The organism is Leclercia adecarboxylata, from assembly GCF_023639785.1.
Classification (GTDB): domain Bacteria; phylum Pseudomonadota; class Gammaproteobacteria; order Enterobacterales; family Enterobacteriaceae; genus Enterobacter; species Enterobacter adecarboxylatus_D.
The window spans coordinates 1897745-1921444 of sequence record NZ_CP098325.1 but is presented as its reverse complement, the minus strand read 5'-3'; the positions used below and the strand labels follow the sequence as shown (position 1 = coordinate 1921444).

Genomic DNA, 23700 nt, shown 5'->3' with positions numbered 1-23700 from the left:
TTTTTTTATGTCTCTTAATCCTCAACATCTTCATCCTGACGAACCTGGATCGCCCAGCGCTGAGCCGACTCAGGCACAGTAAACGCCGGAGAACGACGAAAACGTTCGCCGATCAGCACGAAGGCCACATATTTGCCGCGTAACAGCCAGACGTCACGAAAGCCATCCATTTTAGTGGCATGTTCGGGCGGCGCGGGTTCAACCCGGGGCTGGTAACTAATAACGGGACGATTTTGTTGGCGAAGAGGTTTCATAAGCAGCGGGTTCACTAAACAAACTCAAAAATCAGCAAATTCCTATCATAGCCGATTGCCCCTCCTGCGTCGCGCCTCACGTGCCACCGGAAGCCTGAGCGCAGTAAGAAAACAGGTTTTCACCCGGCTCATAACCCTTAATGTTCTATAGTTATTGGGTTTTAAGGCAAATACGACCGCGTTTCAGCGATGAAAACAGGAGACGAGTGCAATGTCGAAAAAAGATAACACGCATAAACCCGAACAGTCCCCGCTTCACGACGCTCATGAAGCACAGCCAGGAATGGACTCGCTGGCCCCGGCGGATGGTTCACACCGCGCCAGCCCGGTTCCTACGCCACCGGGTCAGGAACCTACAGCGCCAGGTAGCCTGAAGGCACCCGATACCGGCAACCAGAAACTCAATGCGCTGGAGGAGGTCCGCAAGGGCGGCGAAAACGTCCCCCTGACCACTAACCAGGGGGTGCGCATCAGTGACGATCAAAACTCTTTGCGCGCCGGAACGCGTGGCCCAACCCTGCTGGAAGACTTTATTCTGCGGGAGAAGATCACCCACTTTGACCATGAGCGCATCCCGGAGCGCATCGTCCACGCCCGCGGTTCGGCCGCGCACGGCTATTTTCAGCCTTATAAAAGTCTGAGCGATTTGACTAAAGCCGATTTCCTCTCCGACCCGGATAAAATTACCCCGGTCTTTGTTCGTTTCTCTACGGTACAGGGCGGCGCAGGCTCCGCCGATACGGTGCGTGATATTCGTGGCTTCGCCACCAAGTTTTACACCGAAGAGGGCATTTTTGATCTGGTGGGCAACAATACACCGATCTTCTTTATTCAGGACGCACACAAGTTCCCCGATTTTGTACATGCGGTAAAACCGGAGCCTCACTGGGCTATCCCGCAGGGCCAGAGCGCACACGACACCTTCTGGGATTATGTCTCCCTGCAGCCGGAAACCCTGCATAACGTGATCTGGGCGATGTCCGACCGCGGTATTCCACGCAGCTATCGCACCATGGAAGGCTTTGGCATCCATACCTTCCGTCTGATCAATGCTGAAGGCAAAGCCACCTTTGTGCGCTTCCACTGGAAGCCGGTGGCCGGTAAAGCCTCGCTGGTATGGGATGAAGCGCAGAAGCTCACCGGGCGCGATCCGGACTTCCACCGCCGCGACCTGTGGGAATCCATTGAAGCGGGCGACTTCCCGGAATTTGAGCTCGGTTTCCAGCTGATCCCGGAAGAGGACGAGTTCAAATTCGATTTCGATATTCTCGACCCGACCAAGCTGATCCCTGAGGAGCTGGTACCGGTGCAGCTGGTGGGCAAAATGGTGCTCAACCGTAACCCGGACAACTTCTTTGCCGAGAACGAACAGGCCGCCTTCCACCCCGGGCATATCGTTCCGGGGCTGGATTTCACCAACGACCCACTGCTGCAGGGGCGTCTGTTCTCCTACACCGATACGCAGATCAGCCGTCTGGGCGGGCCTAACTTCCACGAAATCCCGATCAACAGGCCGACCTGTCCGTACCACAACTTCCAGCGGGACGGGATGCACCGCATGGAGATCGATACCAACCCGGCAAACTACGAGCCGAACTCGATCAACGACAACTGGCCGCGCGAAACCCCACCGGGGCCAAAACGTGGCGGCTTTGAGTCGTACCAGGAGCGCGTGGAAGGGACAAAAATCCGCGAGCGCAGCCCCTCTTTCGCTGAATATTACGCCCACCCACGCCTGTTCTGGCACAGCCAGACGCCGGTGGAGCAGGAACATATTATCGGTGCCTTCAGCTTTGAGTTGAGCAAAGTGGTGCGCGCCTATATCCGCGAGCGGGTGGTCGATCAGCTGGCGCATATTGATATCACCCTGGCCCAGGGCGTGGCGGACAATCTGGGTATCACCCTTACCGACGAGCAGCGCAACCTGGCTCCGCCGCAGGATGTTAACGGCGTGAAAAAGGATCCGTCGCTGAGTCTGTATGCCGTTCCGGGGGGCGATATCAAAGGTCGCGTGGTGGCCGTCTTGCTGAACGATACCCCGCGTGCCAGCGATGTGCTGGCGGTACTCCAGGCGCTGAAGGCGAAAGGCGTGCATGCGAAGTTGCTGTACTCGCGAATGGGCGAAGTGACCGCCGATGACGGCTCGGTTCTGCCGGTGGCGGCGACCTTTGCCGGTTCCCCGTCGCTGACCGTAGATGCGGTGGTGGTACCGTGCGGCGATATTCAGAGCCTGCTCACCAACGGCGATGCGGCCTACTACCTGATGGAGGCGTATAAGCACCTCAAGCCCATTGCGCTGGCCGGCGATGCCCGTCAGTTCAAGCCGCTGCTGAAGGTGGCGGATCAGGGCGAGGAAGGGATTATCGAGGGCGATACTGCCGCTGGGGCGTTTATGGATGAGCTGACGCTGCTGATGGCGGCCCACCGGGTGTGGTCGCGCAGCAGTAAGATTGCGGCCATTCCGGCGTAAAACAGAGCCGGGTGGCGGCTACGCCTTACCCGGCAATTTACGTGATTTTGCAGGCCGGGTAAGCGCAAGCGCCACCCGGCATTTCCTCACAGATCCCTGAACGTCCCCAACCGGTACCCACGCTCGGCAATGGCATATTTCAGCGACGTCGAGGTGAGCACGTCCAGCTCCGTTAGCCGCGGCCAGCAGTAGGCGCTTTTACGGATGGTGGCGTCAACAAAAGCCGGATGCGCCATCACCTCCAGCGATCGCTCTCCCTGCTGTAGTGACCTGTCCAGCACGCTCAAAAACAGCGCTTCACTGATTTCATCTCCATAGAATGCGCTACTGAAACCGTCGGACGTCGGCGGCAACAAGGCATCCGGCTCGATCCCTTCAACCTGACGATCCACCCGTAATGCCACCCCTTTGCGGCGGGCAAATTCGGCCACCAGCGGGAAGATGGCCGGGATCATATGCACATGGTGATGGCTGTCGATATGGGTCGGCTCGCGCCCGAAGAGATCGACGAAGCGATTGAACTGACAGTCCAGCTCGCGGGCAATCTCCTCCAGCGGCAGTGTCCCCTGCTCTGCCATCTCCCAGATCCACTTGCCCAGCACGCCGTCACGCGTTAGCCCGGGCATGGAAGTCAGCGGCATGCCGAGGGTCAGCACAAAGTGCATGCCCACCCCCAGCTCAGGCAGATCCCGGCTGAGGACGGCGGCGTGCTCAATGGCATCGCCATTAACCATCGCGGTGGTGGAGGTCACCACACCGTGCCGACAGGCTTCCACGATGCCGTAGTTCTGCCCTTTTGACAGGCCAAAATCATCGGCATTGACGATCAGCAGATATTCCATAGCGATCCCTCTTAGTGCTGCTCGCTTTTGAGTTTATCAACAGTAGCAGCAAAGTTCGGCAGCCATTTTTCATGGGCCAGAATCAGGTCGCGTGCCAGCTTCTCGGCATCGCGATCGGACTGTACCAGCGGGCTCAGGTTCAGCGCCAGCAGCACGTCGTTCAGCTCGCCGCTAATGGCCGCCTGGCTTGCCGCCACCTCAAAGCCTTTGATGGTGTGGATGAGGCCCATCACTTTGTCATCGAAATGGGTCAGACGCGGATGCGGCTTCGCGCCGTCGCGGCCCAGAATGCAGGTCATCTCCACCGCCCAGTCAGCCGGAATATTATCAATGTGGCCGTGGTGCGGCACGTTGACGTAGTGTTCCGCCTGCTTGTCGTTGTAGATGGCGTTGATCACTTCGCAGGCGGCGTCGGAGTAATAGGCCCCGCCGCGCTGCTCCAGCTCCTTCGGCTTGACGTTCAGATCCGGATTCTTATAGAGATCGAACAGCTGTTTTTCGACTTTCTGTACGACCTGCGCGCGGGCGCCGCCTTTGTAGTACTCGCCCATCTCTATCGCCAGCATCTCTTTCAGCTTGAAGTAATAAAGCAGATAAGAGCACGGCAGCAGGTTCAGGGAGCGGATCAGCCCTTCGCTGAACGGCAGGTCGAAAATGTTCTTCACCGAGCTTGCTTTCAGGGTGCCGCTCGCCACGCCGTCAAGCAACTCCGCAAAGCGTGACTTGCCGTTGACCAGCACGTCTTTAATAAAGACCATGTGGTTCAGACCAAACAGATCGATGGAAAGCTCGTCGTTGTCGGTCAGGGCCAGCACGTCGCGAATAAACATCTTCATGCCGATGGGAATATTGCAGACGCCGATAAAGCGTTTGAAACTGGTGTGGCGGTAGACCGCTTCAGTCACCATCCCGGCCGGATTTGTGAAGTTGATAACCCAGGCTTTGGGGCAGATCTCCTGCACGTCTTTAATGATGTCGAACACCACCGGAATGGTGCGTAACCCTTTGAACAGGCCGCCTGCCCCGTTGGTCTCCTGGCCCAGATAGCCGTAGCTCAGCGGAATACGCTCATCCAGTTCGCGGGCCTTCAGCTGGCCAACGCGCAGCTGGGTAGTGACGAAATCGGCATCCTTCAGCGCCTGACGGCGATCGAGGGTTTTATGCACGGTCATCGGCACGCCCGCTTTTTTCACCATGCGCTGGCACAGGTCAAAAATAATATCCAGCTTCTCCTGGCCCTCGGCCACGTCAACCAGCCACAATTCGCTGACCGGCAGTTCATGATAACGCTTGAGGAAGCCTTCCAGTAATTCCGGGGTATAGCTGCTTCCGCCGCCGATGGTTACTACTTTAAGTTTCTTTTGCATAATATTCTCCCTTGGCGATCCGCCATTTGAGTATAGCGATCCCGTCCCACTTATTTTGGGCAATCATTTAAATAGATATTCCCGGCGGTAATACCGCCGGACGTTAATTAATAACCGTGAGATTTTTCCGGTAGCTGTTAGGTGTAAATGAGGTCAATTTCTTAAAGGTCTTAATAAACAGACTCGGACTGCTGTAACCGGACTCGTAAGCAATATCCGTCACCGAATAGTTGGTAATTTCCAGCTGTTTTCTGGCGAAATTGATCCGTATTTCATTAATAATCTGCACCGGCGTTTTCTGATAATAACGCTGGGTCGCACGGGTCAGGTATTCCTGGGATTTACCCGACAGCGCCACCATATTCTCCAGCGCGTTTTCACCAAAACGCAGCTTGTCGTGCATCATTTCAACGGTCGTACGCAGCCATTGTGGAATATCGTCAGTCGTTTGTTGTTCCTCGCGATAGTGGCGAAGACGGTTGACGACGTAAAAGGTCACCGTTTCAATGAATTCATCGAACTCATTGTCACGGAAGTTGAGCGAGGCAATAACGGTGTCGATCCAGTTCAGGAATTCACTGTTGATGTGATAAACCTGCGAGGCCACGAAGCAGAACGGCAGCAGCGGCGAGTAGTGAGTCTCGAAGAAGCGTTTACTGATGCCGACATTGAGAATACGCGTGGCGCCAAAGTCGTAAAAGCTCTGATGGTGCGAGCCCATCGGGATAAAGACAAAGTCCCCGCGCTCCAGCAGCACCCGCTTGCCGTTGATCTCCTGGAAATAGCGGCCGGTCAGCACAATGGTGAACTCATAGTAGTCATGCTGATGCAGACCGCTGATGCTCTCCACCTTGTTGTAGATAAACACATGAAAATTTTTACCATTAAACAGCTGTTGTTCCCGGGCGGTAGTGATTTCCATGACGCTGACCTCCTGCTATCAGACTGACTTACTGCATTTTCTCGTGAAGTTCGATGAGTTCCGCCACCAGCTCACGCGCCAGCATGGAGGTCATCAGATGGTCCTGGGCATGTACCAGCACCAGGCTCACCTTCATTTTACCTTCACCTTGATCGCTTTCGATCAGTTTTGTTTGCACCAGATGGGCTTCATTCAGCGCGGTGCGCGACTGGGCCATCATCTCGTTGGCGGAAGCGAAATCGCCCTGCTTGGCTTTTTTCAGCGCCGCGTACGCCAGGCTGCGAGCCTGCCCGGAGTTGATGATTAGACCCATCACCACTTCTTCAAGGTCGTTTGCGGCTACGTCTTGTGGCTCTTCAGTAACATTTTCTAAATCAAACATCTCGTGTTCTCCTGTACTGACGCGGGTTACCCCGCGTCATACGACATCAGAATTTCAGTGCGAGGGCGATATCTTCTTCGCTCTCTTCTTCATCAATGGTGGTCTGGGCCTTGTTCGCGATGGCGACGAACGGCATATAGAGCAGGGTTGCCACGCCCAGGTTAAATATCGCCAACAGGAAGGCCGCTACGCTGCCGTTCGTGTTGAAGAAGGCGCCCAGACCCGCTGGCATGGTCCATGGTGCAATGTTGGTGACCGGCGGGATAATGCCCAGGTAATACGCCGTCAGGGTAATGGCGGCCAACAGCGGCTGCACCAGCACGAACGGGATAAACATCACCGGGTTCATGATGATCGGCAGACCGAACAGGATTGGCTCGTTAATCTGGAAGATGCCTGACGGCAGGGCCAGCTTCGCCACCTGGCGGTGATCCGCACGACGGGAGGTGATAAACACCGCGATGATCAGGCCCAGCGTAGCCCCGGTACCGCCCAGGAAGATGTAGGAGTCGAGCATCGGTTTCGCCCAGACGTGGAAGGTCTTACCTGCCGCCAGCGCCGCGTCAACGGAGCCGTACTGCTGGTAGAGAGCCACGTTTTCCAGTGCCCATGGGGTCATGATGCCGCTGTCCAGCGCGGCCAGCGCCAGAGAGCCATGAACACCGAAGAACCACAGCAGGGAGGTGAAGATCACGTAAGCCCAGCCTACGACGCCGCCCATGGATGCCAGCGGTGTGGAGATGGTGTCCATAATGATCTGGTGGAAGTTAGTGCCCCAGTGAGAGAGCGCCCAGGCGATGGTCCCCATGATGGAGAGAATAATGAAGCCTGGGATCAGCGCCGAGAAGGAGCGCGACACCGATGCCGGGACGCTGTCCGGTAAGCGGATCACCCAGTTGCGACGAATAATGAAGGTAAACATTTCCGCCACGACCAGACCGATCACAATGCCGGAAATAATGTTCGCCCCGCCCAGCCAGTTGGCCCCTACCGCATAAGCATCACCAACGCTGTAAGGGGTCACGGTCATAAAGGCAGCGACAGATAATAAACCGGCGGCCAGCGAGTCGACTTTACGCTCTTCTGCCAGCGCCATCCCGATAAAGAAAGGTGCCATCAGCGACATAATACCCAGCGTACCGTTGTACACATTGCCGCCGATGGCCTTGAAACCATTTAACGTTTCAATAGTTGAGGGATCTAAACGAACACCTAATGAATAGAAAAATGAACCATCACCGAAGCTAAGAAAAACGTTGTTAATTAAAACGAACATGGCCCCGGCCAGCGTTAACGGCATTACTTTAATAAAGCCGTTTTTAATGGCGTTGACATGCGGTTGCTTTCCTATTTTAACTGCAAAAGGAAGGAGTACCTTTTCAAGCGCAGCAATAAATCTACTCATAGAAAATGCCCTTAAATGCCGCAATAATATTGCGGCGTAAGTGTGTGTGAAATTGCTCTTTGACGGGAAAAATAAAAAATTAAATTAATTAGCAGCTTTTTTAATCGCCGCTACAGCAGCTTTAAGAACACCCAAACCATCCACTTTGCCGTACAGCACAGAGTCGATCACTTCCACCGGTTTAGTCGGTAACAGACGTTGAATTTCCGGCAGCATATACGCAATTTGCGGACCCAGCAGGACAACGTCTGCATTGGGGCCTTTCTCACCTGCCAGCGTTTCCGGGAAGGCTTCAATCACAACCGGCACTTCGTACTTCTCTGCCTGCGCGCGCATCTTTGACACCAGCAGTGACGTTGACATGCCCGCTGAACAAAACAGATAGATATGTTTCTTTTCCATAATCACTTCCCTCTTATATGGCCACCGCGTTAGCCGCGATATCAGCGCCGTCACCTGGCGTCTCTTCTCGCTGGCCTATCTGATGGGATGAGTATACGGCAAGCGAAATGCTGGCGATAATCCAGAATGTTTTAGAATTGTCTCTCATTGACCTGCGGTTATGACTGCCTTCACATTTCAGGCAAATAATTCGCGATAAGAAATAAGATTAAGGGGCGGGAAAAAGAAAACCGGCCAGCGGGCCGGTTTGTCTGTCTGCTCAGGAAAGGGCCTGATTAGGCTTTAGGTGCCTGCGGATCGGTATCGTATTCAGCACAGGTCTGATAGCCTGAGTTCATAACGTGACCTGTGTCATCTAATGCAACAAAATAGGTTTCGGTTTTACCATCACGTTGACCCAGGATGTAGGTCTGGCAGGTACCGCGAGCGTGGATCATCGTCACCTCAGAAGATGGCTTGCCAGCCAGCTGTTCTACCTGAGCGCGGGTCATCCCTTTTTTAACGTCTTTAACTACCGGCTCTTTAAACTGATCTGTTGTGCGGTCATAAGCGGTACAACCCGCCAGTAAAGTCAGTACAGCCGCTGCGCCTAACATTCCTGCTACGTTCTTGTTCATATTCCGTCCTCTTGTTTATCAGCGTGTTAAGTAAGCCTGGAATAGAAAACCACATTTTTCAACCCTAAGCGTGACGGCAAGGTTTTTTCGGAAAATTCCTGTAAAACAAAGATAACCTGCTATAGGGGTCTATTTCGCCGATTCGAAACTGTGATCCTTGTCGTTTTCCCCATGACAGGTTAGCTTTAACAGAACATTCATCAGGCAAATTTGTGTAACGGAGGGGCTAGATGGCTCTGCAACAAGAGATTATTCAGGCGCTGGGCACCAAACCCACTGTCAATGCGGATGAAGAGATCCGCCGCAGCGTTGATTTTTTGAAATCTTACTTAACCCGTTTCCCGTTCCTGAAGACGCTGGTGCTGGGCATCAGCGGCGGGCAGGACTCCACTCTCGCCGGTAAACTGAGCCAGATGGCCATCAGCGAACTGCGGGCAGAGACAGGCAACAACGACCTGCAGTTTATCGCCGTGCGCCTGCCTTACGGCGTGCAGTTTGACGAGCAGGACTGTCAGGATGCCATCGCCTTTATCCAGCCCGATCGCGTACTGACCGTAAACATTAAAGAAGCGGTGCTGGCCAGCGAAAAAGCGCTGCGTGAAGCCGGAATTGAGCTGAGCGATTTTGTTCGCGGCAACGAAAAAGCCCGCGAGCGAATGAAAGCCCAGTACAGCATCGCCGGAATGACCGGCGGCGTGGTGGTAGGTACTGACCATGCGGCCGAAGCGCTGACCGGGTTCTTTACCAAATATGGCGACGGCGGCACCGACATCAATCCGCTTTTCCGTCTCAACAAACGCCAGGGCAAACAGCTGCTGGCCACGCTGGGCTGCCCGGAACATCTTTATAAGAAAGCGCCAACCGCGGATCTGGAAGACGATCGCCCTTCCCTGCCAGACGAAGCCGCGCTGGGCGTAACCTATGAAAACATTGATGATTATCTGGAAGGCAAGACGCTGGACGAAGGCACCGCCCGTATTATTGAGGGCTGGTATCTGAAGACCGAGCACAAACGTCGCCCGCCGATCACGGTATTCGACGACTTCTGGAAACAGTAATTCTGCAGGGGCGGCGTCTGCCGCCTCTTTTTTAACCATCCGAGTGCTGCTACACTGTATGCCTGAACAGTATCAGGAGTATGTTGTGAGCAGGCGTCAATCGGCACCGCGGCTTGAGTTTGAAGCGGCCGCCATCTATGAATATCCCGAACATCTGCGCCCGTGGCTTGAGGCACTGCCTAAGCAGCCCGGCGTCTACTTCTTTCATGGCGAAAGCGACGCCATGCCGCTTTATATCGGCAAGAGCGTCAATATTCGCAGCCGGGTGCTGTCACATTTACGCACCCCGGATGAGGCCGCCATGCTGCGTCAGTCCCGACGGATCACCTGGACGCAAACCGCCGGTGAGCTGGGCGCTCTGCTACTGGAAGCCCGTCTCATCAAGGAGCAGCAACCGCTGTTCAACAAACGGTTACGCCGCAACCGCCAGCTCTGTTCGCTGCAGATCACCGAGGGCAAACCGCAGATCCTGTATGCCCGGGAGGTCGATTTCTCTCACACCCCGAACCTGTATGGCCTGTTTGCTAATCGCCGGGCAGCGCTGCAAACCTTACAGACGCTGGCCGATGAGCGCCAGCTCTGCTACGGCCTGCTTGGGCTGGAGTCGGTAACCCGCGGGCGGGCCTGTTTCCGCTCGGCGCTGAAGCGCTGCGCGGGGGCATGCTGTGGAAAAGAGAGCGTTGAGGCCCACCAGCAGCGGCTGCTTGAAGGGTTGCAGGCGATTGGCGTCACCTGCTGGCCGTGGGACTGCGCCGTGGCGCTCAAAGAGTCGCGCCCGGAGATGACCCACTACCATATCATCCACAACTGGCTCTGGCTGGGCGCGGTCGAAAACCTCGACGAGGCGACGGAGCTGCTGCGAACGCCCGCCGGTTTTGATCAGGATGGGTATAAAATTCTCTGCAAACCGCTGCTGGCCGGTAACTACGAGATCATTCCGCTCAATGACCCGGAAGCCAGAAAATCTCGCTGAACAACAGCCTGCCCTCTTCCCTGAGCAGCCGCAGGGTGTGGTCACCATCATGCCAGTAAGCGCCCTGATCGGCGGTGAGCAGTTTGTCGCCCAGTTGCCAGGCGCCGCTCAGCACAAACACCACTCCGCCGCGTGAGGCAAAGGTGGTGAAGGTGCGGTCAGCCACCCGCACCTTCGCCCGGCAGATGTCCCGGCGGGTCATGATGTTAAAGTCCATCGACATCTGCCCTTCCAGCAGCTGCGCCTTTACCGGCAATTCTCCGGCAAAGCTGAAGGGTTGATGACGTCGCAGCCGGTGATTAAACGCATTCCCGCCATCCAGATTGACCTCTCCTCCTTCCAGCAGGGTGATCACCCGGTCGATGCCGGGGGAAACGGAAAAGTCGCCGTTGCTGGCAAGGGACGCAATACTGGCCCGCCAGTTAAAGTCCCGGGTTGCGGGAGGGAAACAACATATTTCGCGCGTCTCGCCGGCGCCGTTGCGCCAGAGGTTGACCGGCATTTTGCGGATATCAAAAAAGTCCATCACCACTCCAAATGGCGCATGCGCGCCAGAGCACCCCGCCCAGGACGGTTGCTTATTGTTTGTTATCGTTAGGTCGCTGCGGATCAGTATCGGCAGATGTGCGGGTGGGCCTTAGTCCGACGACGAAAAAAAGTAACGTCAGAGATTTCAAACACATTCTGCAGCTCGATAACAGGAGAATACCGGGATGGCGGCGGCTGGCAAGAGGCTGGAAAAGAAAAAACCGCCGGACCTGTCCACAGCGATTGCGCTTGGGTGGACAAGACTCCGGCGGTCTTGAATGGCTGAACCGATTATTCGGCTGGCGGGGTCATTTTACCTTCCGGCGCTGAACGTTCTGTCAGACGCTTCTCAAAATTAGCATTAAACTGCTTTTTCTGTTCCGGGGTAAGTATGTTGTAGATCTTGTTCTGGGTTTCCATGTGCGCCAGCATGCGGGCTTTATGCTGCTCGGCCATTTTATCGACCTGCGCCTCTGCTTTCGCTTTATCGAAGCTGTCGCTGGCGATGATGTCGTGCATTGCGCGACGCTCTTCTACCGGCGGACGTTTCATCTGGTCACGCTGACTTTTCATAATGTCGCGAACCTGCTGTTTCTGCGCATCCGTCAGGTTCAGGTCTTTAAACATCATATCGTGATGCATACCCGGCTTACCTTTATGATGCATCATTTTGCCTTCGGTCGGTGCTGCCGTGGTGGTGGCGGTATCTGCGGCGAACGCCGCGCTGGTAGCGCCCAGAGCCAGGGTAGAGGCAACAAACAGTGCAGTTAATTTACGCATAATTTTGTCCTTCCTTTCAGTTATTCTTCGGCGCTATGCCGTGTTGACGAGATTCACTTTACGGGGTTTATCGTCAATTAGTCAGAGCAACAGTAAAACAATGAAAGTGTAAAAAACAAATTATCGTCAAATATGGAGAAAATAAGGATAAAGCGTGGAGAGTTGAAACAATAATATGCATGCTGATGATTTTAAAGAGATTGTGAAGAAGTATACCGGCAAAGAGATTAATAATAAAGCAAACTACCAGGAATAATCTGCAATAAAAAAGTGTTAAGAGAAATCTATAGGTTAATAGACGGCCCCGTCGCGTTGCGCTTATTGGGGCCGGGTACTTATCAGACGATTTTTTCCAGCATCAGCCCGGCGCGCAGGCCAAAGGCGACGGCCGGATTGGGGAACAGAACATATTCGGTCGGGTTTTGCACTTCGTAGCGCTCGTCCCCGTCTTCCGCCAGTAAAACGCCCTGCCGGAAAGGGGTAAAGTTGAGAGTATGCCCGGCCATGTGCAGCACAAAGGCCTCGCTGCGCCGGGTGATCTGCTGCACAACCCGATACCGCACCACCGGCTCTGCATGTGGCGTCGCGGCCTCACCGCTTAGCAACGCCCGCAGCGCCTGATGGGTGGTGGCAAAGCGCGTCAGATCGTTATGCCCGAACGGCAGCGCTTTCCCAAGCTCCAGCGTGCAGGACAGCGCGCCAAAGCGTTCGCAGGTGAAATGGGTAAATGTGCCGCCCGATGCCTGATGAAACACCAGCGCCTCCAGCCCGGCATCCCCCAGCCACTGAATAAAGGCCTCGTCCCACGGCTGACCGCGCAGGGGCAGAACGCCAAATCGCTCATGATAAGAAGCGCGAATAGCGGTATGCAGATCGAGGTGCCAGCGGTCGGCTCCCGCCTGCTGATAAAACGCGCCAACCAGCCTCTCCAGCAATGCCGCCCGTTCGGTCTCCTCGCAGGCCGGGAACTGCGCTCCGCGCCCGCTGAACAGGCGATTGATGTCGCAGGTCAGGTAGCGCTTGTCGGCCCGCAGCGCCGGCGGATTGCCGTAAATAACCAGCAAACGGCAGCGCAGGGGCAATTCACCGCGAAACAGCGCCCTGACCAGCAGGTCAACAATCTCCACCGGCGCCGTTTCGTTGCCGTGGATCCCGGCAGAGAGCACCAGGGCGCGCTCGCCTGCCACCTCCGGAGTCAGCTCCAGCACGCCGCGCGCCAGCCAGCGCCAGTGCAACGACGCCCCGTGGCCTTCACGTCGGGCGGGCATCTCATCGGCCATCGTCAGCGCCAGAAAGTTTTCCATAACGCCTCCTTTATTGCTGGAACGGATAGACGGAGCCGAGCTGCAGAATGCGGGTCAGGGCATCCAGCGCCTCGCGTCCTTCACGCAACAGCATAGGGTCGATCAGATCGGCCTGGGTCAGGCGGTCGCGGTAGTAGCGATCCACCCAGTCGTTAAGGGTGTTGAACAGGGTATCATTCATCATCACCGCCGGATTCACCGCGCGCTGCTCCTCAGCGGTCAGTACCACGCGCAGGCGCAGACAGGCCGGGCCGCCGCCGTTGGCCATGCTTTCACGCAGATCGAACACCCGCAGCTCGCTGATAGGGTTATCCCCGGCGACCAGATCGTTCAGATAGCGCCAGACGCCCGGATGATCCTGAGACTCCCGGGGCAGCACCAGCATCATACTGCCGTCATCGCGGCTTAAAAGCTGGCTGTTAAACAGGTAGGTTGCCACTGCGTCCTGCACAGAGACCGCTCCGGTCAGCACCTCAATGGGCAGAAAGCCGGGCACGCGTTCGCGCAGCGACTGCAACAGCGCAGGCTGATTTACAAACGCCTGCTCGTGGCAGAACAGCACCTGGCGGTTCGATACCGCAATGACGTCGTTATGGAACACCCCCTGGTCAATCACCAGCGGGTTTTGCTGGGCAAACATCAGTTGCCCCGGATTGACCTGATTCAGGCGCGCCACGGCCTGGCTTGCGGCCAGAGTCTGACGGGCCGGGTAGCGGGCAGGCGCGCGGCCCGCCCCCTCGTCACGGCCATAGATAAACAGCTGCAGGCCCGGCTCGCCGTAATCGCCGCCGAGGCGGTTATGGTTGGCCGCCCCTTCGTCGCCGAACATCGCCACCTGCGGCAGGGCCGTATGCACGCTAAACCGGGACTCATCGCGGAAGATGGCGCGCAGTACCTGCTCCGTGGTGCCGGCTTCACTGGCGCGGTGAAATTTGTTGTTCAGGTTTGCCACCGTCAGGTGCACTTTCCCGTCGAGGGTATCCGCAGACGGGGCCACCGTGGCGGCGTTGGCCACCCACATAGAGGACGCCGAGCTGGCGGCAGAGAGCAGCTGCGGCATCTGGGTGCCCGCCTTTTCCACCACCTGCTCGTCGGTACCGGTAAACCCGAGCTGACGCAGCACGCCGACGTTGGGCCGCTCCTGGGGCGGGATCACCGCCTGAGGAAAGCCCGCATCCGCCAGCGCCTTCATCTTCAACAGACCCTGCTTTGCCGCCAGCCGCGGGTTGGAGATCTGAAAGCGGTGTTTTGTAGAGGCCTCGTTGCCGAACGACAGCCCGGCATAGTGGTGGGTCAGCCCCACCAGGCCGTCGAAGTTAACTTCACGCGCTTTCATGGTGCTTCTCCCGAGTAAAATCCAGCCCCGGATTCAGCTGCTCCGGCAGGACAATGGCAGGTGTCTCCAGGCTCGCCATCGGCCAGGCGCAGTAATCTGCCGCATACCAGGCGCTGGCGCGATGGTTACCGGATGCCCCCACCCCGCCAAAGGGTGCGGTACTGGCCGCGCCGGTGAGCGGTTTATTCCAGTTAACGATCCCGGCGCGGGCTTCCAGCAGCAGCTGGTCAAAGCGTTCGCGATCCGGGGAGATCAGCCCGCACGACAGGCCGTAGCGCGTGGCGTTAGCCATGGCGATAGCCTGGTCGAAATCGTTATAACGCCAGACGCACAGCAGCGGGCCAAAGACCTCTTCATCCGGTACGTCGCTTACGCCGGTCATCTCAACAATGGCCGGGGTCAGTAAAGAGGTTCCCGCTTTCACCAGACGCGGTTCCAGCAGCGACTGGCCCCCGCGGGCGACATGCTCCCGCCAGGCGTGATAGACATTTTTCGCCGCCTGCTCGGAAATCAGCCCACCGATAAACGGCTGGTCGCTGGCATCCCACTCGCCCGGCAGCAGGCGTCCACTCACCTCAACCAGGCGGGCCAGGAAGGCATCCCCCTCTGCCCCGCTTTTCACCAGCAGACGACGGGCGCAGGTGCAGCGCTGCCCGGCGGTAATAAAGGCCGACTGGATCGTCAGATGAACCGCCGCGTCGATATCCGCCGGGTCGTCAACGATCAGCGCATTATTGCCCCCCATCTCAAGGGCAAGAATTTTTTCCGGCTGACCGGCCAGCTGACGGTGCAGCTGATAGCCGGTGCCGGCGCTACCGGTAAACAGCAGGCCGTCGATGTCCCTGAGAGCACTCAGGGCCTGGCCGGTTTCGCGTCCGCCCTGCACCAGGTTGAGCACGCCCGGCGGTAGCCCGGCCTGCTCCCACAGTTTGACCACTACCTCACCGCTCCACGGCGTCAGCTCGCTCGGCTTGAAGATCACCGTGTTCCCCGCCAGCAGCGCGGGCACGATGTGGCCGTTCGGCAGATGGCCCGGGAAGTTATAGGGGCCAAACACGGCCAGCACGCCGTGGGGGCGATGGCGCAGCGTGGCGGCACCGTCCGCCATCTCGGTGCGCTGCTCGCCGGTGCGGGTGTGGTACGCCTTGATTGAAATAGCGACCTTGTTGATCATGGCGGTGATTTCGGTCGCCGCCTCCCAGCGCGGCTTGCCGGTTTCGCGGGCAATAATGCTGGTCAGCTCCTGTTTGTTTGCCTCCAGCAGGGTGGCAAATTTCTCGACGATAGCCTGGCGGGCGCTGAAGGGCAGCTTCGCCCAGCCGGGGAAAGCGCCCCGCGCTGCGCGGCAGGCCTGTTCAACCTGCGCAGGGCTGGCGTCCGCCCCCTGCCACAGCATCTCCTGGCCTACCGGGTTGTGTTTGCTGCGTTGTTCACCTTCGCCGGTTACCCAGTCGCCGTTAATCCATAAGTTCATACCGTTTTCTCCTCGGGGCACAGGCGCACCATGCGAATACGATCGCCAGCGCGGCATTTCAGGGCATCCAGTTGCGCAGGGGTCAGCACCAGACGTTCACAATCAGGGTCCACGCGGATCAGCGTGGCGCGGAAATGGTCATACTGCTCGTTTGCCACCAGGCAGGCCGGAAATTCGCCCGGCGCAGGCTGGCCTTCTGCCACCTCCACCAGACGGCTTTTGCGGATCGCCCGCACCCGGTCGATATCGCACTCCAGCGTCGGGCCGCCGTCGAAGATGTCGACATAGTTGCGGTAGCGGAAGCCCTCTTTTTCGAGCACCGCGCGCGCCGGGGCGGTTTGCGGATGCACTTCGCCAATCACAGCCTGCGCCTCAGGGCTGAGGAAGTGGGTATAGATAGGGTGTTTCGGCATCAGCTCGGCGATAAAGGCTTTCTGCCCGGTGCCGCACAGGTAGTCCGCCTTGCTGAACTCCATGGAGAAGAAGCGTTCGCCCAGGCTTTTCCAGAACGGGGAGAAGCCGGTTTCGTCGATCACACCGCGCATCTCGGCGACCACTTTTTCGTTAAAGCGATCGCGGAAGGCGGCCATAAAAAGAAAGCGCGATTTAGAGAGCAGATAGCCGTTGCCCTCTTTGCGCCACGCCTGATCGAGAAACAGCGAGCACAGCTCGCTGCTGCCGGTGTGATCGTTACTGAGAAACAGCGTCGGCAGCGCGTTATAAACGTTCAGCTCTTTCGAGGCATGCACCAGCGTGCCCACGCGGTAGTTGTACCAGGGATCGTTCAGGCCCACCGCCACCTCAATGGCGCAGATCCCCGCCACGGTGCCGGTCCCGGACTCTTCCAGCACAAACACATAACCCTGTTCGCCTTTCGGCAGCGTCCCTTGCCAGGTCTCGATGGAGCGCTCGATGCGCGCCGAGAGCGTTTTTTCATCAACGGGAAGCGAGGTCAGCCCGCCTCCCGTCTTACCGGCAAGCTGCATGAGGGCGGATAAATCACCGCGCTCAATGGGACGGATGACCATCATGATGACACCCCGGACTTCACCTGTTCGCAGGCCAGCGCAAAGCGATCTAACCCGGTCCGCACCTCTTCTTCGCTGACAATCAGCGCAGGCGCAAACCGCACCACGTTAGCCCCGGCGATCAAGACCATCACGCCCGCTTTTGCCGCTTCCTGTGAAATAAGTTTAGCTTTTCCGGCGAATTCGTCCGTCAGCACGCAGCCAATCAGCAGCCCCAGACCACGAATTTCTTTGAACAGGCCGGTTTTGCTGTTAATGGCCTGCAGACGCTCAACAAACCAGTCGTGACGCTGCTTCACGCCGTTCAGCACTTCCGGCGTGTTGATGATATCCAGCACCTGACCTGCCACTGCCGACGCCAGCGGGTTGCCGCCGTAGGTGGTGCCGTGGGTGCCGACGGTCATTACGCGGGCAAATTTATCGGTGGTCAGCATCGCCCCAACCGGGAAGCCGCCACCCAGCGCTTTGGCGGTGGAGAGCACATCCGGCGTGACGCCATAGTGCATATAGGCATAGAGCTCACCGGTGCGCCCGACGCCGGTCTGCACTTCATCAAAAATCAGCACCGCATTGTGGCGATCGCACAGCTCCCGCAGCCCCTGCAGGAAGGCTTTATCGCCAGGCAGCACGCCGCCTTCGCCCTGCATCGGCTCGACGATCACCGCGCAGGTGGACTCGTCAATCAGCTCGCGGGCAGACTGCAGATCGTTATAGACCGCGTGGCGGATGTCCGGCGGCAGCGGGGCAAAGTCCTGGGAGTAAGAAGGCTGCCCGCCCGCACTGACGGTAAAGAGAGTGCGGCCGTGGAAGGCATTTTTGAAGGCGACGATGCCGCTTTTATGGCTGCCAAAATTGTCGTGAGCATATTTGCGCGCCAGCTTCAGCGCGGCTTCGTTGGCTTCCGCGCCCGAGTTACAGAAGAACACTTTTTCCGCAAAAGTGGCGTCGATCAGTTTTTTCGCCAGACGCAGTGCGGGTTCGTTGGTGTAGCCATTCCCGGTGTGCCAGAACTTCGCCGCCTGATCGTTCAGCGCCTGACGCAGTGCCGGATGGGCGTGCCCGAGCGCATTCACCGCAATGCCGCCAGCGAAGTCGATGTACTCTTTACCCTGTTGATCCCACAGGCGCGAGCCCTCCCCCCGTACCGGAATAAAAGCCGCCGGGGCGTAAACCGGCATCATCCATTCATCAAAGTTTTCACGCGTAATTGACAGAGACATAGCGACCTCATCCGGTAAATAAAAGGTTGATAAAATGTTAAATATTTATGTGTTTGCCCTGTGAATGTAGATTGCAGCGTTCGTGCCAGCCAGCGATAAAAATGCATAAACGGGTTGAGGTAACGAAATATCAATACGTTACAATATGGAGTTATTCACTGTTATTGCATAAAAAGTGAATATTTTTACAACAAGCGGGGCTTTACCGAAGGAAAAACAGAAATATTATGCATAGGCCAAATATAATTCTGGAATTGTGATCGCTCGCGAAATTTGTATAGCTTTTACGCGCCATCCGAGGGCGTTACGCGCCAGAACGGTGCAAAAATTGCACCACAGGCACAGGCTGTCGCAGTAATTGCCCGAACATACGCAGCGGCGGAAGTCAGCCGTCAGAAATTCTGCTACCATCCTTGCACTATTCACCTTGCACTGGCAGCGACTATGAAATTTGTCTCTTTTAATATCAACGGCCTGCGCGCCCGTCCTCATCAACTGCAAGCCATCGTCGACCAGCACCAGCCTGACGTGATCGGCCTGCAGGAGACAAAAGTTCACGACGATATGTTCCCTCTCGAAGAGGTGGCAAAACTGGGTTACAACGTCTTCTATCACGGCCAGAAAGGCCATTACGGCGTGGCCCTGCTCACCAAAGCGACGCCGGTTTCGGTGCGTCGCGGCTTTCCGGACGACGGTGACGATTCCCAGCGCCGCATCATCATGGCGGAAATCCCCTCGTCGCTGGGCAACATCACGGTGATCAACGGTTACTTCCCCCAGGGCGAGAGTCGCGACCATCCGCTGAAGTTCCCTGCGAAAGAGAAGTTCTACCAGGATCTGCAGTCCTTCCTTGAAACCGAGCTGAAAAAAGAGAACCCGGTGCTGATCATGGGCGACATGAACATCAGCCATACCGATCTGGATATCGGCATTGGCGAAGACAGCCGCAAGCGCTGGCTGCGCACCGGGAAGTGCTCCTTCCTGCCGGAAGAGCGCGAGTGGATGGAGCGTCTGCTGGACTGGGGTCTGGTGGATACCTTCCGTACCGCCAACCCGGAAACCCAGGATCGCTTCTCATGGTTTGATTACCGCTCTAAGGGCTTCGATGACAATCGCGGCCTGCGCATCGACCTGCTGCTGGCCAGCGCCCCGCTGGCAGAGCGCTGCATCGAAACCGGGATCGACTACGCGATCCGCAGCATGGAAAAACCGTCTGACCATGCCCCGGTTTGGGCTACTTTCGACGTGAAGTAAATGCGTATCGATCGCGGTAAAATTTTGCTTATCTGCGCCCTTTTGGGCGCTTTTATTATTACATTCACGCAACTGCCTCCCGGCGTCCTGACGCTGGAAAATCTCCAGGCGCAGCATCAGGCTCTGCTGCTTTATTGCCAGCAGGCGCCTCTGGAGAGCGCCGCGCTTTTTTTTATTGTCTATGTGCTGATCACCACCCTGTCGCTGCCGGGCGCGGCCGTACTGACCCTGCTCGGCGGGGCGCTGTTCGGCCTGTGGCCGGGGATCCTGCTGGTCTCGTTCGCCTCAACGCTGGGTGCGACGCTGGCGATGCTGACCAGCCGCTACCTGCTGAGGGACTGGGTGCAGCGTCGCTTTGCCGGGCCGATGCGCACCGTTAACGAAGGCGTCTCCCGCGACGGGGCGTTTTATCTCTTTGCCCTGCGCCTGATGCCGCTGTTCCCGTTTTTTGTGGTCAATTTGCTCGCCGGGGTGACCACCCTCGGCATGGGACGCTACTGGTGGGTCAGCCAGGCCGGCATGCTGCCGGGAGCGATTGTCTATCTCAATGCCGGACACCAGTTGGGGCAGATCGCCTCCCTGCGTGATATCCTCTCGCCCGGCGTGGTCTTTGCCTTCACGCTACTGGGACTGCTGCCGCTCATCACCCGCTGGCTGCTGGCCCGTTTTTCCCGAACTTCTCCATAACAGGGAGGCATTATGCGCCGGGTGCGTTTTTGCATGTTGTTAACGGGCCTGCTGATGGCAGGACACGCGCTGGCTGATGACGGCTGGCAGAAAATCAAACAGGACGCCCGGGGCCAGACCGTCTGGTTTAACGCCTGGGGCGGCGATGAGGCGGTGAACCGCTATCTGGACTGGGTGAGCGGTGAGATGAAAAGCCACTACGCCATTAACCTGAAGATTGTCCGTCTGGCGGATGCCGCCGACGCGGTGAAGCGCATCCAGACCGAGGCCAGCGCCGGGCGCAAAACCAACGGGTCGGTGGATCTGCTGTGGGTGAACGGGGAGAACTTCCGCACCCTGAAAACCGCCGGGCTGCTGCAGACCGGCTGGGCGCAAACCCTCCCCAACTGGCGCTACGTGGATACCACTAAACCGGTCACCGAAGATTTCGCCATCCCCACCGAAGGGGCTGAATCCCCGTGGGGCAGCGCACAGCTCACCTTTATTGCCCGCCGTGAACAGCTGGCGGAACCGCTGGCGACCCCGGAGGCGCTGCTGAACTACGCCAGTAAGCATCCCGGCACCGTCACCTACCCGCGTCCGCCCGACTTTACCGGCACCGCGTTTCTGGAGCAGCTCCTGCTGACGCAAACCACCCAGCCGGAGGCGCTGAAACAGCCGCCGGACAGCACCACCTTTGCCAGCGTAACCGCCCCGCTGTGGGCCTATCTGGACAGACTGCATCCTTATCTGTGGCGCGAGGGCAAAGACTTCCCGCCGTCCCCGGCGCGAATGGATGCCCTGCTGGCCAGCGGCAATTTACGCCTGTCGATCACCTTTAACCCGGCCCACGCCCGGCAGAAAGTGAGCAGCAAAGCGCTGCCTGCGGACAGCTACAGCTTTGGCTTCCGCCAGGGGATGGTCGGCAACGTGCACTTTGTGGCGATCCCGGCTAATGCCTCCGCCAGCGCGGGAGCAAAAGTCGTCGCCAACTTCTTACTCTCGCCCGAGGCGCAGATCCGCAAGGCGGACCCGGCAAACTGGGGCGACCCAAGCGTGCTGGACCCGCAAAAATTGCCTGCATCCCAGGCTGAAAAATTGCGTCAGTTCATACCGGCGGATCTTCCGCCGACGCTTGCAGAACCGCATGCCGCCTGGGTTAACGCACTGGAGCAGGAATGGCTTCGCCGCTACGGCACCCACTAAGCGCCCTGGCCTGGCTGGTGCTGAGTGCGGTGTATCTGCCGTTATTGCCCGCCTTCGGCCTGCTGCTGCCGCCGGTTTTTTCTGCGGATAACTGGCGGGCGCTGGCGGACGAGCCGCAGCTGCCGCAGGCGCTGATCGCCACCCTGGTTTCCACTCTGATTGCCGCCGCCGGGGCGCTGATGCTGGCTCTGGCGGTGGTGGCCGCGCTGTGGCCGGGCAGCCGCTGGCGGCGGCTGTGCAACCATCTGCCGTGGCTGCTGGCAATCCCCCACGTGGCGTTTGCCGTCAGCGTATTGCTGATTTTTGCCGAAGGCGGCACGCTTTATCGCGTCTGTACGATCTGTTCCCCAATAATGGATCGCTACGGGATCGGGCTGGGTCTTACTCTCGCCGTGAAGGAGAGCGCCTTCGTGCTCTGGGCGATTTATGCCTCGCTGCCGGAGAAAGCGCTTGCGCAGCAGGTCACGATCCTGCGATCGCTGGGCTACGGCCGCTGGCAGGCGCTGCGCTGGCTGATCCTGCCCGCCATTGCCCCGGCGCTGGGGGCGGTGATGCTGGCGGTTATCGCCTGGTCGCTGTCGGTGGTGGATGTCGCCCTGATCCTCGGGCCGGGCAATCCTCCTACGCTGGCGGTGCTGGCCTGGCAGTGGCTGACGCAGGGCGACAGCATCCAGCAGTCCAGGGGGATGCTGGTGTGCGTGATCCTGCTTCTGCTCCTGGAGCTGATTGCCATCGCGCTGTTTATCGGCTGGCGCCGCTGGCAAAAGGGTATTCCGGCGGTATCCGGGGAGCGCCCCACGCCGCGCCCGCTGATCGCCGGGCGAGCCTGCGGCCTGTTTTTGCCCCTGGCCGGCCTCGCCAGCATTGCGGTGCTGGTCCTGGTGGCGGGCAACGCCAGCGTCTCGCGCGAGACGGCCGGGCTGAGCCTGACGCTGGGGCTGCTCTCAGCAGGGCTGGCGCTGGGAACGATCCTGCTCTGGCTTGAGTGGGGCCCGCAGCGCGGCGCGTTCTGGGTCTGGCTGCCGCTGGCCCTGCCCGCCCTGCCGCTGGTGGCCGGGCAGTATCAACTGGCGCTGCTGTTACAGCTCGATGGACAGTTTATCGCCGTGCTGTGGGGGCATCTGCTGTGGGTGCTGCCGTGGATGCTGCTGGTGATGCAACCGGCCTGGCGCAGGCTCGATCCGCGCCTGATCCTGACTGCCCGTACCCTCGGATGGGGATCGCTTAAAATTTTCTGGCTGATCAAATGCCCGCAGATGATCCGCCCGGCGCTGACGGCATTTGCGGTCGGCTTTTCCGTCAGCGTGGCGCAGTATCTTCCCACCCTGTGGCTGGGGAGCGGCCGGTTTGCCACCCTCACCACCGATGCCGTCGCGCTCAGCAGCGGCGGAAGCAGCGCGGTGCTGGCGGCGCAGGCGCTGTGGCAGCTGCTGCTGCCGATGCTGGTTTTCGCCGCCTGCATTGTGCTTTCGAGGCTGATTGGCCGTTTTCGACAGGGGTTACGCTAATGCTGATGGTCAAGGATATGTCACTCTCGCTGCGCCAGTCGACGCTGCTGCACAACGTCAACTTTTCGGTGCCGCCCGGCGAGATCCTCACCCTGACGGGCCCCTCCGGCAGCGGTAAATCGTCGCTGTTTGCCTGGATGGTGGGCGCCCTGCCCGCAGATTTGCGTGCTACCGGGGAGCTGTGGATCGACGCCAGGCGCTGCGACACGCTCCCCACCGAGCAGCGTGGCCTGGGGCTGCTGTTTCAGGACGCGCTGTTGTTCGATCACTTTAGCGTCGGGCAGAATCTGCTGCTGGCGCTCCCGGCATCAGTCAAAGGCGAGGCCCGTAAACAGCAGGCCAACGACGCGCTGGACGCCGCCGGGTTGAGCGGTTTTTTTTATCGCGATCCTGCCACACTTTCCGGCGGGCAGCGCGCCCGTGTCAGCCTGCTGCGCGCCCTTTTGGCCCAACCCCAGGCATTGCTGCTGGATGAACCCTTCAGTCGTCTGGATAAAACCCTGCGCGACGAGTTTCGCCGCTGGGTGTTTGCTGAAGTGCGTACCCGGGGCATACCGGTGGTGCAGGTGACGCACGATGAGGGCGACGTTCCGCCCGGCGGCCGGGTGCTGCCGATGGAGAACTGGCAATGAATCGAAGGGCAACCTGCGCAAACGCAACGTTTTTACGGGGGGAGATTGCCACAATCACGGCTCTTTTCTGTA

Annotated in this window: 23 protein-coding genes; 8 read left to right on the top strand and 15 right to left on the bottom strand. The window is 58.3% G+C overall.

The features are described 5' to 3' along the window. Positions 1 to 14: 14 nt before the first annotated feature. Positions 15 to 254, bottom strand: a complete 240-nt coding sequence (gene cedA, locus NB069_RS09145) for a cell division activator CedA (protein ID WP_250589053.1) — start codon at positions 252 to 254, stop codon at positions 15 to 17. A 211-nt stretch (positions 255 to 465) separates the two neighbouring features. Here cedA and katE point away from each other — a divergent pair, with 211 nt between their 5' ends. Then, positions 466 to 2724, top strand: coding sequence for a catalase HPII (gene katE / locus NB069_RS09140; RefSeq protein WP_250589052.1), 2259 nt, complete (start codon positions 466 to 468; stop codon positions 2722 to 2724). A gap of 86 nt (positions 2725 to 2810) precedes the next feature. On the opposite strand, the gene chbG is transcribed toward katE, so the two are convergent. The 7 genes from chbG to osmE form a co-directional block, all read right to left on the bottom strand. After that, positions 2811 to 3566 (bottom strand): chitin disaccharide deacetylase, encoded by a 756-nt coding sequence (gene chbG, locus NB069_RS09135; RefSeq protein WP_250589051.1) that lies wholly within the window; start codon positions 3564 to 3566, stop codon positions 2811 to 2813. 11 nt (positions 3567 to 3577) lie between these two features. After that, positions 3578 to 4933, bottom strand: a complete 1356-nt coding sequence (locus NB069_RS09130) for a 6-phospho-beta-glucosidase (RefSeq protein WP_250589050.1) — start codon at positions 4931 to 4933, stop codon at positions 3578 to 3580. A 103-nt stretch (positions 4934 to 5036) separates the two neighbouring features. Next, on the bottom strand, positions 5037 to 5855 hold the full coding sequence (gene chbR, locus NB069_RS09125) for a transcriptional regulator ChbR (protein WP_250589049.1): 819 nt from the start codon (positions 5853 to 5855) through the stop codon (positions 5037 to 5039). Positions 5856 to 5883: 28 nt separating this feature from the next. Beyond that, positions 5884 to 6237 (bottom strand): PTS N,N'-diacetylchitobiose transporter subunit IIA, encoded by a 354-nt coding sequence (gene chbA, locus NB069_RS09120; protein ID WP_250589048.1) that lies wholly within the window; start codon positions 6235 to 6237, stop codon positions 5884 to 5886. Positions 6238 to 6283: 46 nt separating this feature from the next. Continuing rightward, complete coding sequence (gene chbC / locus NB069_RS09115; RefSeq protein ID WP_250589047.1) at positions 6284 to 7642, bottom strand: PTS N,N'-diacetylchitobiose transporter subunit IIC; 1359 nt, start codon at positions 7640 to 7642, stop codon at positions 6284 to 6286. A gap of 84 nt (positions 7643 to 7726) precedes the next feature. Next, positions 7727 to 8044, bottom strand: coding sequence for a PTS N,N'-diacetylchitobiose transporter subunit IIB (chbB, locus tag NB069_RS09110; RefSeq protein WP_250589046.1), 318 nt, complete (start codon positions 8042 to 8044; stop codon positions 7727 to 7729). Positions 8045 to 8319: 275 nt separating this feature from the next. Continuing rightward, positions 8320 to 8661, bottom strand: coding sequence for an osmotically-inducible lipoprotein OsmE (osmE, locus tag NB069_RS09105; protein WP_039029054.1), 342 nt, complete (start codon positions 8659 to 8661; stop codon positions 8320 to 8322). 230 nt (positions 8662 to 8891) lie between these two features. Here osmE and nadE point away from each other — a divergent pair, with 230 nt between their 5' ends. Together nadE and cho are read left to right on the top strand one after the other, a co-directional pair. After that, entirely contained in the window at positions 8892 to 9719 is an 828-nt protein-coding gene (gene nadE, locus NB069_RS09100) for an ammonia-dependent NAD(+) synthetase (protein WP_250589045.1), read from the top strand. Positions 9720 to 9804: 85 nt separating this feature from the next. Next, on the top strand, positions 9805 to 10692 hold the full coding sequence (cho, locus tag NB069_RS09095; protein WP_250589044.1) for an excinuclease Cho: 888 nt from the start codon (positions 9805 to 9807) through the stop codon (positions 10690 to 10692). Here the strand turns inward: cho and ves are convergent. The 7 genes from ves to astC all read right to left on the bottom strand — a co-directional run bounded on the left by ves (position 10661) and on the right by astC (position 18362). Continuing rightward, positions 10661 to 11218 (bottom strand): environmental stress-induced protein Ves, encoded by a 558-nt coding sequence (gene ves / locus NB069_RS09090; protein WP_250589043.1) that lies wholly within the window; start codon positions 11216 to 11218, stop codon positions 10661 to 10663. The two genes, cho and ves, sit on opposite strands and share 32 nt — an antisense overlap. A 293-nt stretch (positions 11219 to 11511) precedes the next feature. Beyond that, positions 11512 to 12000 carry an ATP-independent periplasmic protein-refolding chaperone Spy gene (gene spy, locus NB069_RS09085; protein ID WP_039029050.1) on the bottom strand — a complete coding sequence of 163 codons (489 nt, stop codon included), beginning with the start codon at positions 11998 to 12000 and terminating at the stop codon, positions 11512 to 11514. Positions 12001 to 12338: 338 nt separating this feature from the next. Then, on the bottom strand, positions 12339 to 13304 hold the full coding sequence (gene astE, locus NB069_RS09080; protein WP_250589042.1) for a succinylglutamate desuccinylase: 966 nt from the start codon (positions 13302 to 13304) through the stop codon (positions 12339 to 12341). A 10-nt stretch (positions 13305 to 13314) separates the two neighbouring features. Further along, complete coding sequence (gene astB / locus NB069_RS09075; RefSeq protein ID WP_250589041.1) at positions 13315 to 14640, bottom strand: N-succinylarginine dihydrolase; 1326 nt, start codon at positions 14638 to 14640, stop codon at positions 13315 to 13317. Then, positions 14627 to 16114, bottom strand: a complete 1488-nt coding sequence (gene astD, locus NB069_RS09070; protein ID WP_250589040.1) for a succinylglutamate-semialdehyde dehydrogenase — start codon at positions 16112 to 16114, stop codon at positions 14627 to 14629. The genes astB and astD overlap by 14 nt, the downstream gene beginning before the upstream one ends. Then, positions 16111 to 17145 (bottom strand): arginine N-succinyltransferase, encoded by a 1035-nt coding sequence (gene astA / locus NB069_RS09065; RefSeq protein WP_250589039.1) that lies wholly within the window; start codon positions 17143 to 17145, stop codon positions 16111 to 16113. Before astA ends, astD begins: the two co-directional genes overlap by 4 nt. Then, positions 17142 to 18362 (bottom strand): succinylornithine/acetylornithine transaminase, encoded by a 1221-nt coding sequence (astC, locus tag NB069_RS09060; protein WP_250589038.1) that lies wholly within the window; start codon positions 18360 to 18362, stop codon positions 17142 to 17144. Before astC ends, astA begins: the two co-directional genes overlap by 4 nt. Positions 18363 to 18806: 444 nt before the next feature. Between astC and xthA the strand changes: the two genes are divergently transcribed. Genes xthA through NB069_RS09035 form a run of 5 tightly spaced genes read left to right on the top strand, consistent with a single transcriptional unit; the run spans position 18807 to position 23628 of the window. Then, positions 18807 to 19616: an exodeoxyribonuclease III gene (xthA, locus tag NB069_RS09055; protein ID WP_250589037.1), complete on the top strand. Its 810-nt coding sequence runs from the start codon at positions 18807 to 18809 to the stop codon at positions 19614 to 19616. Between the two features lie 6 nt (positions 19617 to 19622). After that, positions 19623 to 20303 carry a TVP38/TMEM64 family protein gene (locus NB069_RS09050; RefSeq protein ID WP_250589480.1) on the top strand — a complete coding sequence of 227 codons (681 nt, stop codon included), beginning with the start codon at positions 19623 to 19625 and terminating at the stop codon, positions 20301 to 20303. Positions 20304 to 20324: 21 nt separating this feature from the next. Next, positions 20325 to 21488: an ABC transporter substrate-binding protein gene (locus NB069_RS09045; protein WP_434543622.1), complete on the top strand. Its 1164-nt coding sequence runs from the start codon at positions 20325 to 20327 to the stop codon at positions 21486 to 21488. Further along, complete coding sequence (locus NB069_RS09040) at positions 21461 to 22996, top strand: thiamine ABC transporter permease (RefSeq protein ID WP_250589035.1); 1536 nt, start codon at positions 21461 to 21463, stop codon at positions 22994 to 22996. The genes NB069_RS09045 and NB069_RS09040 overlap by 28 nt, the downstream gene beginning before the upstream one ends. Beyond that, positions 22996 to 23628 (top strand): ATP-binding cassette domain-containing protein, encoded by a 633-nt coding sequence (locus NB069_RS09035; RefSeq protein WP_250589034.1) that lies wholly within the window; start codon positions 22996 to 22998, stop codon positions 23626 to 23628. The genes NB069_RS09040 and NB069_RS09035 overlap by 1 nt, the downstream gene beginning before the upstream one ends. The last annotated feature ends 72 nt before the right edge of the window (positions 23629 to 23700 follow it).

Coding starts and splice junctions, on each gene's coding strand:
- chbC (WP_250589047.1), bottom strand. CDS start 7,642: ATGAGTAGATTTATTGCTGCGCTTGAAAAGGTACTCCTTCCTTTTGCA.
- ves (WP_250589043.1), bottom strand. CDS start 11,218: ATGGACTTTTTTGATATCCGCAAAATGCCGGTCAACCTCTGGCGCAAC.
- chbB (WP_250589046.1), bottom strand. CDS start 8,044: ATGGAAAAGAAACATATCTATCTGTTTTGTTCAGCGGGCATGTCAACG.
- NB069_RS09040 (WP_250589035.1), top strand. CDS start 21,461: ATGGCTTCGCCGCTACGGCACCCACTAAGCGCCCTGGCCTGGCTGGTG.
- chbA (WP_250589048.1), bottom strand. CDS start 6,237: ATGTTTGATTTAGAAAATGTTACTGAAGAGCCACAAGACGTAGCCGCA.
- chbR (WP_250589049.1), bottom strand. CDS start 5,855: ATGGAAATCACTACCGCCCGGGAACAACAGCTGTTTAATGGTAAAAAT.
- katE (WP_250589052.1), top strand. CDS start 466: ATGTCGAAAAAAGATAACACGCATAAACCCGAACAGTCCCCGCTTCAC.
- astD (WP_250589040.1), bottom strand. CDS start 16,114: ATGAACTTATGGATTAACGGCGACTGGGTAACCGGCGAAGGTGAACAA.
- spy (WP_039029050.1), bottom strand. CDS start 12,000: ATGCGTAAATTAACTGCACTGTTTGTTGCCTCTACCCTGGCTCTGGGC.
- astA (WP_250589039.1), bottom strand. CDS start 17,145: ATGATGGTCATCCGTCCCATTGAGCGCGGTGATTTATCCGCCCTCATG.
- NB069_RS09035 (WP_250589034.1), top strand. CDS start 22,996: ATGCTGATGGTCAAGGATATGTCACTCTCGCTGCGCCAGTCGACGCTG.
- osmE (WP_039029054.1), bottom strand. CDS start 8,661: ATGAACAAGAACGTAGCAGGAATGTTAGGCGCAGCGGCTGTACTGACT.
- astE (WP_250589042.1), bottom strand. CDS start 13,304: ATGGAAAACTTTCTGGCGCTGACGATGGCCGATGAGATGCCCGCCCGA.
- astC (WP_250589038.1), bottom strand. CDS start 18,362: ATGTCTCTGTCAATTACGCGTGAAAACTTTGATGAATGGATGATGCCG.
- nadE (WP_250589045.1), top strand. CDS start 8,892: ATGGCTCTGCAACAAGAGATTATTCAGGCGCTGGGCACCAAACCCACT.
- NB069_RS09130 (WP_250589050.1), bottom strand. CDS start 4,933: ATGCAAAAGAAACTTAAAGTAGTAACCATCGGCGGCGGAAGCAGCTAT.
- chbG (WP_250589051.1), bottom strand. CDS start 3,566: ATGGAATATCTGCTGATCGTCAATGCCGATGATTTTGGCCTGTCAAAA.
- xthA (WP_250589037.1), top strand. CDS start 18,807: ATGAAATTTGTCTCTTTTAATATCAACGGCCTGCGCGCCCGTCCTCAT.
- astB (WP_250589041.1), bottom strand. CDS start 14,640: ATGAAAGCGCGTGAAGTTAACTTCGACGGCCTGGTGGGGCTGACCCAC.
- cedA (WP_250589053.1), bottom strand. CDS start 254: ATGAAACCTCTTCGCCAACAAAATCGTCCCGTTATTAGTTACCAGCCC.